General features: G+C 44.5%; 16 protein-coding genes. 4 read left to right on the top strand and 12 right to left on the bottom strand.

Annotated features, from left to right (window positions below; all coding sequences use genetic code 11):
- Positions 1–4: 4 nt before the first annotated feature.
- Positions 5–1,348 carry a metalloprotease PmbA gene (gene pmbA / locus AB6E08_RS08195; RefSeq protein ID WP_372067234.1) on the top strand — a complete coding sequence of 448 codons (1,344 nt, stop codon included), beginning with the start codon at positions 5–7 and terminating at the stop codon, positions 1,346–1,348.
- A 97-nt stretch (positions 1,349–1,445) separates the two neighbouring features.
- On the opposite strand, the gene mgtE is transcribed toward pmbA, so the two are convergent.
- The 12 genes from mgtE to AB6E08_RS08135 all read right to left on the bottom strand — a co-directional run bounded on the left by mgtE (position 1,446) and on the right by AB6E08_RS08135 (position 10,746).
- Entirely contained in the window at positions 1,446–2,801 is a 1,356-nt protein-coding gene (mgtE, locus tag AB6E08_RS08190) for a magnesium transporter (protein WP_012604872.1), read from the bottom strand.
- Positions 2,802–2,949: 148 nt separating this feature from the next.
- Positions 2,950–3,225 (bottom strand): HPr family phosphocarrier protein, encoded by a 276-nt coding sequence (locus AB6E08_RS08185; protein WP_009847745.1) that lies wholly within the window; start codon positions 3,223–3,225, stop codon positions 2,950–2,952.
- 2 nt (positions 3,226–3,227) lie between these two features.
- Positions 3,228–4,097: an RNase adapter RapZ gene (rapZ, locus tag AB6E08_RS08180; protein WP_017097544.1), complete on the bottom strand. Its 870-nt coding sequence runs from the start codon at positions 4,095–4,097 to the stop codon at positions 3,228–3,230.
- A gap of 4 nt (positions 4,098–4,101) precedes the next feature.
- A complete protein-coding gene (gene ptsN, locus AB6E08_RS08175) occupies positions 4,102–4,560 on the bottom strand; it encodes a PTS IIA-like nitrogen regulatory protein PtsN (RefSeq protein ID WP_009847743.1) in 459 nt (152 codons plus the stop codon).
- Between the two features lies 1 nt (position 4,561).
- Complete coding sequence (hpf, locus tag AB6E08_RS08170; RefSeq protein ID WP_009847742.1) at positions 4,562–4,849, bottom strand: ribosome hibernation promoting factor; 288 nt, start codon at positions 4,847–4,849, stop codon at positions 4,562–4,564.
- A gap of 90 nt (positions 4,850–4,939) precedes the next feature.
- On the bottom strand, positions 4,940–6,400 hold the full coding sequence (locus tag AB6E08_RS08165; protein ID WP_372067229.1) for an RNA polymerase factor sigma-54: 1,461 nt from the start codon (positions 6,398–6,400) through the stop codon (positions 4,940–4,942).
- A gap of 54 nt (positions 6,401–6,454) precedes the next feature.
- Positions 6,455–7,180: an LPS export ABC transporter ATP-binding protein gene (gene lptB / locus AB6E08_RS08160; RefSeq protein ID WP_009847740.1), complete on the bottom strand. Its 726-nt coding sequence runs from the start codon at positions 7,178–7,180 to the stop codon at positions 6,455–6,457.
- A 2-nt stretch (positions 7,181–7,182) separates the two neighbouring features.
- Entirely contained in the window at positions 7,183–7,677 is a 495-nt protein-coding gene (gene lptA, locus AB6E08_RS08155; RefSeq protein WP_009847739.1) for a lipopolysaccharide transport periplasmic protein LptA, read from the bottom strand.
- Positions 7,658–8,221, bottom strand: a complete 564-nt coding sequence (gene lptC / locus AB6E08_RS08150) for an LPS export ABC transporter periplasmic protein LptC (protein WP_012604869.1) — start codon at positions 8,219–8,221, stop codon at positions 7,658–7,660. The genes lptA and lptC overlap by 20 nt, the downstream gene beginning before the upstream one ends.
- Positions 8,218–8,775, bottom strand: coding sequence for a 3-deoxy-manno-octulosonate-8-phosphatase KdsC (kdsC, locus tag AB6E08_RS08145; protein ID WP_017100035.1), 558 nt, complete (start codon positions 8,773–8,775; stop codon positions 8,218–8,220). Before kdsC ends, lptC begins: the two co-directional genes overlap by 4 nt.
- Positions 8,775–9,746: an arabinose-5-phosphate isomerase KdsD gene (gene kdsD, locus AB6E08_RS08140; protein WP_372067224.1), complete on the bottom strand. Its 972-nt coding sequence runs from the start codon at positions 9,744–9,746 to the stop codon at positions 8,775–8,777. Before kdsD ends, kdsC begins: the two co-directional genes overlap by 1 nt.
- Positions 9,747–9,780: 34 nt before the next feature.
- Positions 9,781–10,746, bottom strand: a complete 966-nt coding sequence (locus tag AB6E08_RS08135; protein WP_004735309.1) for a calcium/sodium antiporter — start codon at positions 10,744–10,746, stop codon at positions 9,781–9,783.
- Positions 10,747–11,011: 265 nt separating this feature from the next.
- On the opposite strand from AB6E08_RS08135, the gene mlaF reads away from it, so the two are divergent.
- Genes mlaF through mlaD form a run of 3 tightly spaced genes read left to right on the top strand, consistent with a single transcriptional unit; the run spans position 11,012 to position 13,081 of the window.
- Positions 11,012–11,806, top strand: a complete 795-nt coding sequence (gene mlaF, locus AB6E08_RS08130; protein WP_102495610.1) for a phospholipid ABC transporter ATP-binding protein MlaF — start codon at positions 11,012–11,014, stop codon at positions 11,804–11,806.
- Between the two features lies 1 nt (position 11,807).
- Entirely contained in the window at positions 11,808–12,587 is a 780-nt protein-coding gene (gene mlaE, locus AB6E08_RS08125) for a lipid asymmetry maintenance ABC transporter permease subunit MlaE (RefSeq protein WP_004735312.1), read from the top strand.
- 2 nt (positions 12,588–12,589) lie between these two features.
- On the top strand, positions 12,590–13,081 hold the full coding sequence (gene mlaD, locus AB6E08_RS08120) for an outer membrane lipid asymmetry maintenance protein MlaD (RefSeq protein WP_017078788.1): 492 nt from the start codon (positions 12,590–12,592) through the stop codon (positions 13,079–13,081).
- Positions 13,082–13,112: the final 31 nt, after the last annotated feature.

Raw genomic sequence — 13,112 nt, 5'->3', positions numbered from 1 at the left:
AGATATGGATGTAAAACAGCAAGTCGCCCAACAACGAGTTGAGCTAGAAGCCGCAGTAGCTAAAGCGTTGGATATGGCATCAGTGAGTGCAGACGCCGCTGAGGTTGCTATTACTAAGTCAACGGGTTTAAGTGTTTCAACACGTATGTGTGAAGTGGAAAACGTTGAATTTAATAGTGATGGTGCTCTAGGTATTACTGTTTACCGCGGTCAGAAAAAAGGCAGCGCATCTACATCTGATCTGAGTGAGAAGGCAATTGCTCAAACAGTCGCGGCTGCGCTTGATATCGCTCAGTACACTTCTGAAGACCCGTTTGCTGGTCCTGCAGCAAAAGAATACATGGTAAAAGAAATTCCAGACTTGGATCTTTTCCACCCAGATGAACCAAACTCTGACTATGCCGCTGAGATTGCGATTGCAGCTGAGAAGCAAGCTCTAGCTTATAGCGATAAGATCAAGCAAAGTGATGGTGCAAGCTACGACAGCCATTATGGCGTTAAAGTTTATGGTAACAGCCATGGCTTACTAGCTAGCTACGCATCAAGCCGCCATAGCACGAGCTGCTGTGTGATTGGACAAGGCGCTAACGGTGAGATGGAGCGAGACTACAGCTATACCGTTGCACGTCACCGTGATGAGCTATGGACGCCTGAGCGCGTAGGTCAAGAAGCAGCAGAAAAGACAATTAGCCGTTTGGATGCGAAAAAGCTACCAACAGGCCAATACCCAATCATGTTTGCTAACGATGTCGCGACTGGCTTGATTGGCCACCTTGTGATGGCGATCAGTGGTGGTAACTTATACCGTAAGTCATCGTTCTTATTGGATCACCTAGGTCAGAAAATTCTACCTGATTGGTTTAACATTTCTGAGCGTCCTCATATCTTACGTGGTTTGGCTTCAAGCCCATTCGATAGCGAAGGTGTGTTCACTCAAGATCGTGAAATCATCACTGATGGTGTGTTAGCAACTTACCTGCTAACCAGTTATGCCGCACGTAAAATGGATATGACACCAACAGGTCATGCTGGTGGTATTCATAACTGGTTCGTTAAATCAACGGGTCAAAACTTTGAGCAGATGCTAAAAGAACTAGGCACCGGCTTCCTTGTGACTGAAGTAATGGGTCAAGGCGTGAATACCGTGACCGGTGATTATTCACGTGGCGCAGCAGGTTTCTGGGTTGAGAATGGAGAAATCCAATACCCAGTATCTGAAGTGACGATCGCGGGTAACCTAAAAGACATGTTCACTCAGATTGTTGCGGTTGGTAACGATGTTGAAACGCGTTCACAAATTCAAACGGGCTCTATCTTGCTTGAGTCGATGAAAGTCGCGGGTGAGTAATGAAGTTAGCGCCAATATGATGAATTAAAAAAGGGAGCCGATGGCTCCCTTTTTGTTTTCTGTATTTCGCCAAAAATAGGCTAGCTGCTTATGATAACTAGATTAGTATGGTTGCTAAGCCTAAGAACACCGATAGGCCAATAACATCGGTTACTGTGGTCAGTGCCATACCGCCTGCCAATGCCGGGTCGATATTCATCTTTTTCAGCATTACCGGGATGGTTACACCGGCGATACCAGCGACAATCAAGTTGGTCATCATCGCTGCTGAGATGATGCCTCCCAGTATCCAGTTACCTTTCCAAGCAACCACAATACCACCAATGATAACAGCCCATAACACGCCGTTTAGGAAGCCGATGGCCGCCTCTTTGAGTAGTAGTTCGCGTTTGTTACTGTCACCGATATGACCGAGTGCTAAACCACGAATCACAAGCGCAACGGTTTGGTTACCAGCAACCCCGCCCATTGAAGGTACGATAGTCATTAGAACCGCAATCGCTGCCATTTGGTCGAGTGTTGCTTCAAACATATTGGATACAGATGCAGCAGCAAGTGCAGCGAGTACGTTGGCACCCAACCAGACACTACGACGACGAGCAGATTTTACGACTGGAGCGAAGGTATCTTCGTCATCGTCCATACCCGCCATGCTCATCATTGAGTGCTCGGCGTCTTCACGGATAACATCAACCACGTCATCGATAGTGATACGACCAACAAGATGCTGGTTACTATCAACAACGGGTGCAGAAACCCAATTACGACGTTCGAACAGACTGGCAATATCGGAAGCACTGGTTTCAACCGCGATCGCTTCGTCAGCATCTTCCATCACTTCGGAAACCGGAACATCGGGCTGAGTCGTTACTAGTGTGGTAAGCGATAGGTTACCGATCAGACGTTCTTCTTCATCAATAACATACAGAGCATCGGTTGCATCGGGCAATTCGCCACGCATACGCATATAGCGCAATACAACGTCGACATCGACGTCGCCACGAATCGTGATTACGTCGGTATTCATGATCGCACCCGCTGAATCTTCTGGATACGAAAGGGCGGTTTCTACTAATGCACGATCGACGGAGTCCATTTGAGAAAGGACTTCGCGAGAAACATCGTCGGGTAGGCTTCGAAGTACGTACGCGACGTCATCGGTTTCCATACCTTCTGTTGCTTCTGCCAAGGTTTCTGGTGCCATTTTCGACACAAGCGCATCTTTGACGTCTTCGTTTAGTTCATCAAGAATTTCACCGTAGTCTTCTGGATCGGTGAGTTGCCAGAGTACGTCACGACTTTTGCGAGGGGAGGCTTCTAAAAGGTGTGCAATATCTTCAGGTTCCATGTCCTGAAGTTGTCGACGTACGTGAACAAATCGGCCGTTTTCTAGGGCTTCGCTGACTTCTTGGAGGGTTTGGTGAGCTTGGTCGAATTCTAATTGCTCTGCCATATTTTCCTCCTATTTTTTTATTCTAACAATGCTTGGGATAGTAACTTAATTCTGGGGCTTATTTAAATCATAAACTTAGCTAGAACTAAGATTTAATACTGGTTGGTTCGAAGTTTGAGTCTTCAGTGTTGTGAGTGACTTGTTTTCGCTACTCACCTTCATCAAACTTGTCTTCAATGAGGTGGCAAACAGCATCAAGTGCTTGTTGTGAATCGGTGCCTGTAGCTTGGATCGTGATGTGTTGCCCTTGCGCTGATTCCAGCATAAGCAACCCCATCACACTGTCTGCAGTTGCGATTTTATCTTCTTCGCTATGGATCGTGATAGTTGCATCAAAACTTTGGGCAAGCTCAACCAATTTTACAGCTGCTCTAGCGTGAAGACCCAAGCGATTTTGGATCAGTACAGTTCGAGTTAATTCCATGGTTAGCCTTGTTGGTGCTTCTCTAGGGAGGCATGTCTGATTTGAACTTGATGACCGAGTTGTTCGAAGTATTCACCAATTTTCTGAGTTAGATAAACTGAGCGGTGTTTGCCGCCAGTGCAACCAATCGCGACCGTTAGGTAACTGCGATTATTCTTCTCTAACATGGGTAACCACTGCTCAACAAAGCCTTGAATTTGTTGCTTGAGTTCAAGAACTTCAGCGTGTTTCTCTAGGAAAGAGTGAATTGGAGCATCAAGTCCCGTCAATGGTCGTAGTGCCGGTTCCCAGTGAGGGTTTGGCAGAAATCGAACATCAAACACATAATCGGCATCACTTGGTAGGCCGAACTTAAAGCCGAAAGACTGAAAAACGATAATGAGTTCTTGTTTTTCTTTGCCCTCAACTTTGAAACGAACCTGTTCACTCAATTCGTAGAGGTTACAGTCACTGCTATCAATCACAATGCTGGCTTGCTCTACAAGAGGAGTCAGAAGTGTTTTTTCTAAATCAATCGCTTGTTCAAGAGAGAGTTTTTCTTGGCCGATCGATAAAGGATGAATTCTGCGTGTTTCGCTGTAGCGCTTGAGTAGCGTCTGTTTACTCGCGTCTAGAAATAAGACGTTTAGGTCTATATCTGTGGCGGCTTCTAACTGGTCTAGCGTTTCTGTAACTAACTGAGGCTCTTTTGGTAGGTTACGAATATCAATGCTAACAGCGACGTTTTGATTGATCTCGCGTACCGATTCGACGAAGTCGTTGAGCAGGTTTACTGGTAGGTTATCAACACAGTAATACCCCAAGTCTTCAAGAACTCGTAGCGCAACACTTTTCCCGGCTCCTGACTGGCCACTAACAACGATTAATCGCATGTTATTACTCGCAAGTTGGCACTTGAATCATGATGTCGTAAAGCTCTTGATCGCTTTGAGCATTACGCAACTGTTTAAGAGTCTGCTTGTCGTTAAGTCGCTCTGCCATACAAGAAAGGGTTTTCAGATGCTCTTTACATTGTTCACTAGGAACAAGTAGAGCAAACAGTAGATCAACTGGGCGGTTATCGATAGCATCAAATTCGATTGGGTCTTGGCATTGTATTAATACAGCAATCGCTTTATCACTGACATTCATGCGTGCATGGGGAATCGCAATACCGTTACCGATACCTGTACTGCCCATTTTTTCACGGCTCAGCATGCACTCAAACAGTTCTGTTGAATCTTGACCGCAGCTTTCTGCTGCGATTTGACTGATCAGCTCAAGGGCTCTTTTTTTGCTTGTGCATTGGACTGCACTTTTAGTGCAGTCCAATGAAAGTACTTCGCTTAATTGCATGTTAGTGACTACTTAGTTTTTCTTTGTGCTTGTTGAGTTGGCGAACAAGTTTATCAACCAATGAATCAATCGCGGCATACATGCTTTCATCTGTTGCTGTCGCATGAATTTCCCCTTGATTTATATGCAGGGTAGCTTCTGCGATTTGATTGATTTTCTCAACTTTTAAAACAACTTGAACACTATTGATATGATCAAAGAAGCGCTCAAGTTTGTCGAATTTGGTGTGAACATAGTCTTGCATTGAATCGGTAAGATCAACGTGATGGCCTTGAATATTGATTTGCATAGACTTTCCTTTTCAATTGGTTGCCAGGTTACAACTAAATTAATAGTTAACTAATCAATCGTTAATGAATAAAGAGCTAACTACTTTAGTTTATAGCAGGCGTTTACGCTGACTCGATGGGGCAATGCCCAGAGATTCACGGTATTTCGCTATGGTACGTCTAGCTACCTGAATTCCTTGGTCAGCCAGTAAAGCAGCAATCTTACTATCACTTAGAGGCTTTGCGGTATTTTCCGCTGCGACAAGCTTCTTAATGAGTGCGCGAATTGCTGTAGATGAACATTCACCGCCATTGTCAGTGCTGACATGGCTTGAGAAAAAGTACTTGAGTTCGAAGATGCCACGCGGTGTGTGCATGAATTTTTGAGTCGTCACACGAGAGATCGTGGATTCGTGCATATCAACAGCTAAAGCCACATCATTCAATACCATCGGCTTCATGGCTTCTGCGCCATGTTCGAAGAAACCGCGTTGATGTTCAACAATACACCGAGCGACTTTTAGTAGCGTTTCATTTCGGCTCTCTAGGCTTTTAATTAGCCATTTTGCTTCTTGCAAATTTGAGCGGATAAATTGGTTGTCAGCGCTACTGCCTTTGCTACTAAGGGCCGCATATTGTTGATTCACTTTTAGTTTTGGCACGCTATCTGGATTGATGGTGACCAACCATTTCCCAAGCTCTTTGAAGACGGATACGTCAGGAACCACATACTCGGTTTCGTCTGGCGTGATCTTACTGCCAGGGCGAGGGTCCAGCTGTTGGATTAATTGCAAAACTTCGCGTAGTTCCGCTTCTTTCAACTTAGTCTCTTTGATAACCAGTTTATAATCGCGATTGCCGAGTTGGTCGATATGGCTAGTAAGTACTAACTTAGCTTCGTTAAGCCAAGGGGTATCTTGTGGGAAGGTCGCCAATTGCAGTAACAAGCAATCTTGCAGATTCACAGAACCGACACCTAACGGATCAAACTGCTGAATTCGTTTACGAACGGCTTCAATTTCATCAAGCTCGATCTCTTCGTTGTCGAAGTTCTCAAGGATGTCTTCACAAGATACGGTCAGGTAACCGCGGTCATCGATAGCATCAATTAGCGCAAAAGCTATGCTGCGGTCAGTTTCAGTGAATGGTGTTAAATCGAGTTGCCAGAGCAGGTAATCGTATAGACTTTGTGTGGTTTCGCCTTGATAAACGGGCATGTCGTCATCAATCGCAATGCCAGTGTTACCTGTGTTTGCGCTGTAAACGTCTTCCCAAGTTGTATCGATTTCTAGTTCGTCGCCGATCTCTGATTTTTCGATCAAATCGGAGCTATCAGGTAAGTCTTGTTCTACTGTTTCAACTGTTTCTTTCTCGTCACTGCTAGGTTTTTCTTCCGATGTTGGCGTATCTTCATTGCCGTCTTCGACATCGAGTAGTGGGTTCGATTCAAGTGCTTCTTGAATCTCTTGTTGCAAATCCAAAGTAGACAATTGCAACAAACGAATCGCTTGTTGCAATTGAGGAGTCATTGCTAACTGTTGGCCTAGCTTAAGTTGTAATGAGGGTTTCATTCAGTGTTACTTACCTAGTTATTATTCTAAGAACTCTCGATACTCTCTATCTAATCATAGACGGAATTGTTCGCCTAGATAAACTTGTTTAACTTGTTCGTTATTGAGAACATCTTCAGGAGTTCCCTCAGCTATTAGATGCCCTTGACTTACGATGTAAGCTTTTTCACACACGTCTAATGTTTCACGAACGTTGTGGTCGGTAATCAAAACGCCTAAGCCGCGATCGCGTAAGTGAACAATGATTTTTTTGATATCGATAACCGATATAGGGTCAACACCGGCAAAAGGTTCGTCCAGAAGAATGAACTGAGGGTTTGCTGCTAGCGCACGAGCAATCTCAACACGGCGACGCTCACCACCTGACAAAGCCATACCATTACTCGCTCGAATATGTTGGATGTGGAATTCTTCGAGAAGATCTTCCAGCTTATCTTGACGTTGTGCGTTAGTCATCTCATCGCGCGTTTGCAAAACAGCCATGATGTTGTCTTCAACTGACAATTTACGAAAAATGGATGCTTCTTGAGGAAGGTAACCGATACCAAGACGAGAACGACTGTGCATTGGTAAGATACTGATGTCTCGGTCGTCAATGCTGATAGTACCTTCATCACGCGCAACCAGACCCACTATCATATAGAAAGAGGTGGTTTTACCTGCACCGTTTGGGCCAAGTAGCCCGACGATCTGACCTGACTCGACTTGCAAGCTTACGTCTGTTACAACTTTACGTTTTCCGTAGGTCTTCGCTAGGTTCTTTGCTGTAAGGACTGCCATGATTACTTATTCACTTCCGCTGGTTGTAAAACCGTTGATACTCGCTCACTGCTATCACTATCGGCAACCAATTTTTGAGAGGTGATCTGATAGGTAATCTTAGAGCCACGAATGATACTGCCATCTTGAGATAGCATCGCGTTCTTAGTCATGATCAATCTATCGGCAATCAGCTGGTAATGTAAATCGTCAGCTTCACCATAGAGTGTTTTCCCATCGTCAGTAAGTTGAGAAAAGGTTGCGGGCTTTCCGAAACCTTGTATTTCTTCAATTTCACCGTTGACGGCATTACGTGTAACAATGACCTTATCGGCATTGATATTGATGCTACCTTGTTTAAGGTTCACATCGCCAAGAAAGGTTACTTGATTGCTTTTCATATCTAATTGCTGACTGTCTGAATCAATATAGACAGGCTGCTCGCTATCCGAAGATAGAGCATAGACATTAGACGCCGCAAGGGTCAAAGCCAATAAACTAAGGTGTGAGAGTTTCATATCTACCCTGAACAGAATTAAAGAGAGTCGCATTGTTGGTACCGAAGTTCCCTTTCATTGCTTGCCCCTCATTTTCAAAAAATGTACCGATCATATGGACCGGAGTGTCTGAATAAAAATCTCGACTAGTCAGTTCAACAACCATTTTATCTGTGGTCATTGTATCGAAGCTAGCATCTGGCAACAGGTTTTTCGCCACAACATTGTCATAAAAAGTGATGACTTGATTTTCATCCATAATTGCGCGATCAGCGGTCACTCGCCATTCTATCGTATGCCCTTCACGGAATACTGAAAGAATAGGGTCTTGAAAGTGCGTATCGCCAACGACCGAGTAGTGCTCTAGATTAGTTGATTCAACTCGGTAGCTACGAATACCGCTTTCGCCATAGCTAATGTTATCAAGATTCTTTCCGCTAAACGCAGGCAGTTCCAAGTTTGGATCTACTTGTATCGTCGATGTTTGCTCTTTGTCGTACAAGTAATAGGCCGACCAAGAGGCAATAAAGATGAGTATTAAATAGATAATACGATTAAAACTCATATGCTTAAACCTTTGTGCACGTCGAGTTCGTTTCTTGCTTGTAAAATAAGGTCGCAGACTTCACGAACAGCACCGTAACCACCATTAATGGTGGTTACGTAGTTGGCTCTTTGTGCAAGCAATGGGTGGCCGTCTGCCACACATACCTTCAAGCCAACCTTTGCCATTACAGGCCAATCGATTAAATCGTCTCCGATATAACCTGTGTTTTCAGGATTGATTGAAAGCTTATCGCAAATATCTTGGTAGGCTTTAACTTTATCATCCTGACCTTGATAAATTAGCTTAATACCGAGAGCGGTCATTCGATTTTCAACAATTTTAGATTTACGGCCAGTGATGATCGCGATTTCAACGCCCGCGTTCATCAACGATTTAATGCCGTAACCGTCGCGCGTATGGAAAGTTTTTAGCTCTTCACCATTGTTACCCATGTAGATGCGACCATCTGAGAACACGCCATCGACATCGCAAATAAGCAATTTGATCTCTTTTGCTACGGCAAACACTTCTGAATCTACCGTGCCGTATAGGGTTTCGACTGTTTGTGACATTACATTACTCCTGCTTTCAGTAAGTCATGCATATTTAAAGCGCCTACTAATTTGCCACTATCACACAACACCAAGCCATTGATGCTCTTAGCTTGCATCAAATTTAAGCCCTCAACTGCGAGCATGTTTGGTTCTGCTACCGTTGGGTTCAGTGTCATTACATCGCCGATCTGCGTGCTATGAATATCAATACGTTTATCTAAGATACGGCGTAAATCACCATCGGTAAAAATGCCCTTCATTTGGCCATCTTCACCGACGATTGCCGTCATACCCAAGCCTTTTTGAGATATCTCTAACAGGGCATCTCGAACTAGTGCATCCGGAGCAACAATTGGGAGTGAATCGCCGGTGTGCATGATGTCGTCTAGTTTCAACAGCAGTTGACGGCCCAAAGCACCACCAGGATGAGACAGTGCAAAATCTTGAGCGGTAAAACCTCTTGCCTGTAAAAGTGCAACGGCTAATGCATCACCCATAACCAAAGTAGCGGTAGTACTGGTTGTTGGTGCTAAACCTAGAGGACACGCTTCTTCTGGCACTGATATTTGTAAATGAATATCAGACAAAGTCGCCATGTTTGATGCTGGCTTACCTGTCATGCTGATAATCTTGATGTTCAAACGCTTCAATACCGGGAATAAGCTTAGGATTTCACCTGATTCGCCAGAGTTGGATATTGCTATCACAACATCGCCAGCCCCGATCATTCCTAAGTCACCGTGCGCAGCCTCCCCTGGGTGTACGAAGAAAGCGGATGTCCCAGTACTTGCTAATGTTGCTGCTATTTTTTTGCCGATGTGGCCAGATTTTCCCATGCCCATCACAACCACTTTTCCTTTGTTGTTCAGGATAAGGTCGCAAGCATTGCAAAAGTCATCATTAAAATATTGGTCCAATTGAGTAAGACCTGCAACTTCGGTTTCCAAAACTTGCTTTGCAACACTACGATAATCGAATGACTGAGACATTAAATACTCCAAGTACGGGAAGTTAAATCAATAATTAAGCTGACATGTTCATAAGTAGGTAAGCTTGGTAGGCCACGAATGTCACTATTAACACACCGCCTTCAATACGATTCACACTACGTGATTTACCTAGCGCCATGACGACAAGCAGTAGCGATACACCTAGCATTACCCAGAAATCACGACCCATCGCAAACTCGCTCAATACTGAAGGGTTGAGGATGCCAGGGATACCCATAACAGCAAGGATGTTGAATACGTTCGAGCCAATGATATTACCCACGGCCATATCATCCTCCCCCTTCATTACGCCAGCAAGTGATGCTGCTAGCTCAGGCAGGCTTGTACCAACGGCAATAATGGTTAAACCAATCACAAGGTCGCTCATGCCAAAAAATTTCGCGATAACAACGGCGTTATCAACCAACATGTTGGCAGCTAGAGGCAGAATAATCAGACCAACTACCACCCACATTGCGGCTTTAGGGTTGCTCACGCCTTCAGGAACTTCAGATTCTTGTTCTTCAAGGAAGGCATCGCCGTTCTTTTTCTCACTGCGGCTGATTTGCAGCATCGCGAATAAGAATGCTGCAAAAAGAACAAACAATAATACGCCTTCGTAGAACCCTAAATGGTTGTCCCACAGCAAAGCGCCCGCTAGTAGAGTGACACCAATCATCAATGGTAGTTCACGGCGAATCACACCAGAGCTAATTGATAGCGGTTTGATAAGCGCTGTAATACCCAAAATCAGTGCGATGTTGGCGATGTTTGAACCGAGAACGTTACCTACAGCCGTATCTGTTTTTCCATCAAGAGCAGCTGTTGCTGAAACCATCATTTCAGGAGCCGAAGACCCCATTGCTAGAATCGTCATACCGATAACTAATGGTGAGATACCAAAGTTGCGAGCAAGAGCAGCGGCGCCGTAAACTAGCTTATCTGCACTCCACACTAAAAAACCTAGACCGATAATAAGAAACGCAATCGCTTCAAGCATGATGATTCCTAAAAAATTAATAAAAAACGGAGAATTAACCGCTAATTTTGACCTGTTGCTAGATAAAAGGGAAGTCACTCGGCAAATTAATTACCAGTTAGCAGGCAAGAAAGAGAGCTCAATAGATAATTTTCTAATGCTTTCAAATCCCTGCATAGATTCCTGTTTAATATGAATTAATTGAACAGTGCTTTTAATTCTAAAGTAGACTCATTATTATTGCAGCCATAATTGGCGTATTTTAAAGCAAGGAAACAACAAAAATATGTTGAACACTGAGCTTGTGAAAGTTAAGAACCTCAGCTTCTCACGCGGTGAGCGCGTTATCTTTGATGACATCAGTTTAGAGGTGCCTCAAGGCAAAATAACCGCAATCATGGGCCCGTCAGGGATCGGTAAAACGACCTTGTTGCGTTTGATTGGCGGACAATTACCGCCAGATGAGGGCGAAATTTGGTTTGATGGCGACAATATCCCTGCATTATCACGTCGTAAGCTATATCAAGCCCGCAAGAAAATGAGCATGCTTTTCCAATCGGGTGCACTTTTTACTGATCTTAATGTCTTTGATAATGTGGCGTTCCCGCTGCGAGAGCACACTGAACTTAATGAAAAATTCATTCGTACCATCGTATTACTTAAGCTTGAAGCTGTAGGGTTACGAGGCGCTGCGCATTTGATGCCGAGTGAATTGTCTGGTGGGATGGCGAGACGTGCTGCGTTGGCCCGTGCGATCGCATTGGATCCTGAACTTATCATGTACGATGAACCGTTTGTTGGCCAAGACCCGATCACTATGGGCGTCTTGGTTGAGCTGATCCGTAATCTCAATCAAGCTTTGGGCTTAACCTCTATTGTCGTTTCTCACGATGTGCCTGAGGTGATGAGTATTGCCGATTGGGTTTATCTGATGGCTGATGGAAAAATCATTGCCGCTGGTGCGCCTGATGAGTTGTACAACAACAGCGATCCGAGAGTGCAGCAATTTTTGCAAGGTGACGCGGATGGCCCTGTGCCGTTTAGATTTCCTGCGAAGAGCTTAAAAGAGGATTTGTTTTAATATGATTGTTAAAGCTATTGCGGGTGTCGGTAAGCGAACACTTGCGATCTGTGAGTCATTTGGTCGAGCAAGCCTGATGTTATTTGGGGCTTTGTTTGGCATCCCGAGACTAAAGAATTTCCCTTTATTCGTTAAACAACTTTATAGCGTTGGTGTTCAGTCATTAGCTATCATTTTAGTTTCGGGTTTGTTTATTGGCATGGTGCTCAGCCTGCAAGGTTATGTCGTGTTAATCGACTACGGTGCTGAAGGTAACCTTGGTCAAATGGTCGCGCTTTCACTGTTACGTGAGTTGGGCCCAGTGGTGACTGCGTTATTGTTTGCAGGCCGCGCAGGTTCAGCATTAACGGCTGAGATCGGCTTAATGAAAGCAACCGAACAGATCTCTAGCCTTGAAATGATGGCCGTCGATCCTCTCAAACGCATTATTGCGCCACGCCTTTGGGCCGGGCTTATCTCAATGCCACTGCTCGCGATGATCTTTATGGCGGTCGGGATTTGGGGGGCTCAGTTAGTTGGTGTTGATTGGAAGGGCATTGACCACGGCAGTTTCTGGTCAGCGATGCAGTCTTCCGTTGAGCTAGGTCGAGATATTGGTAACAGCACGATCAAATGTATGGTCTTTGCTATCACAGTAACTTGGATCGCACTTTTTAATGGTTATGATGCGGTACCGACCTCAGAAGGTATTAGTCAGGCAACCACACGCACTGTAGTGCACTCTTCTCTAGCGGTATTAGGGCTAGATTTTGTTCTTACCGCATTGATGTTTGGGAATTAATCATGCAACAAACTCGAAAATTAGAATTATGGGTCGGCACCTTTGTTATTGTCGGAATTTGCGCAATCTTAATCATGATCTTTCAAGTCGCTGACGTAAAAGGCTTAGGTTCGAACCATACTTACAATCTAAAAGCGACCTTTGACAACATTGGTAGCCTAAAAGTTCGCTCTCCAGTGAAGGTGGGTGGCGTCGTTGTCGGTCGAGTTAAAAGTATTGAGCTTGATACCGAGAGCTACCTTCCTGTCGTTGAATTATCGATTGATGCGAAGTACTCACAATTTCCAGATACCTCTAGTGCTCAAATCTTAACGTCTGGCTTAATCGGTGAGCAGTACATCAGTCTGGTTCCTGGCTTCATTTTTGATGATGAAGAGATGTTGGTTGATGGTGATTCTATTGAAGACACCAAGTCAGCATTAGTACTAGAAGATTTGATTGGCCAAGTGCTGTATAGCGTTGGTGGCTCTGATGACAGCGAAGCTAAGGAGTAAGATGATGTTGAAAACTATTAGTCATTTAAAA

The organism is Vibrio sp. 10N.247.310.24 (genome assembly GCF_041467175.1).
Lineage (GTDB): Bacteria > Pseudomonadota > Gammaproteobacteria > Enterobacterales > Vibrionaceae > Vibrio > Vibrio tasmaniensis_A.
This window is presented reverse-complemented; position numbering and strand designations above follow the sequence as displayed.

Coding starts and splice junctions, on each gene's coding strand:
- pmbA (WP_372067234.1), top strand. CDS start 5: ATGGATGTAAAACAGCAAGTCGCCCAACAACGAGTTGAGCTAGAAGCC.
- mgtE (WP_012604872.1), bottom strand. CDS start 2,801: ATGGCAGAGCAATTAGAATTCGACCAAGCTCACCAAACCCTCCAAGAA.
- AB6E08_RS08185 (WP_009847745.1), bottom strand. CDS start 3,225: ATGGAATTAACTCGAACTGTACTGATCCAAAATCGCTTGGGTCTTCAC.
- rapZ (WP_017097544.1), bottom strand. CDS start 4,097: ATGCGATTAATCGTTGTTAGTGGCCAGTCAGGAGCCGGGAAAAGTGTT.
- ptsN (WP_009847743.1), bottom strand. CDS start 4,560: ATGCAATTAAGCGAAGTACTTTCATTGGACTGCACTAAAAGTGCAGTC.
- hpf (WP_009847742.1), bottom strand. CDS start 4,849: ATGCAAATCAATATTCAAGGCCATCACGTTGATCTTACCGATTCAATG.
- AB6E08_RS08165 (WP_372067229.1), bottom strand. CDS start 6,400: ATGAAACCCTCATTACAACTTAAGCTAGGCCAACAGTTAGCAATGACT.
- lptB (WP_009847740.1), bottom strand. CDS start 7,180: ATGGCAGTCCTTACAGCAAAGAACCTAGCGAAGACCTACGGAAAACGT.
- lptA (WP_009847739.1), bottom strand. CDS start 7,677: ATGAAACTCTCACACCTTAGTTTATTGGCTTTGACCCTTGCGGCGTCT.
- lptC (WP_012604869.1), bottom strand. CDS start 8,221: ATGAGTTTTAATCGTATTATCTATTTAATACTCATCTTTATTGCCTCT.
- kdsC (WP_017100035.1), bottom strand. CDS start 8,775: ATGTCACAAACAGTCGAAACCCTATACGGCACGGTAGATTCAGAAGTG.
- kdsD (WP_372067224.1), bottom strand. CDS start 9,746: ATGTCTCAGTCATTCGATTATCGTAGTGTTGCAAAGCAAGTTTTGGAA.
- AB6E08_RS08135 (WP_004735309.1), bottom strand. CDS start 10,746: ATGCTTGAAGCGATTGCGTTTCTTATTATCGGTCTAGGTTTTTTAGTG.
- mlaF (WP_102495610.1), top strand. CDS start 11,012: ATGTTGAACACTGAGCTTGTGAAAGTTAAGAACCTCAGCTTCTCACGC.
- mlaE (WP_004735312.1), top strand. CDS start 11,808: ATGATTGTTAAAGCTATTGCGGGTGTCGGTAAGCGAACACTTGCGATC.
- mlaD (WP_017078788.1), top strand. CDS start 12,590: ATGCAACAAACTCGAAAATTAGAATTATGGGTCGGCACCTTTGTTATT.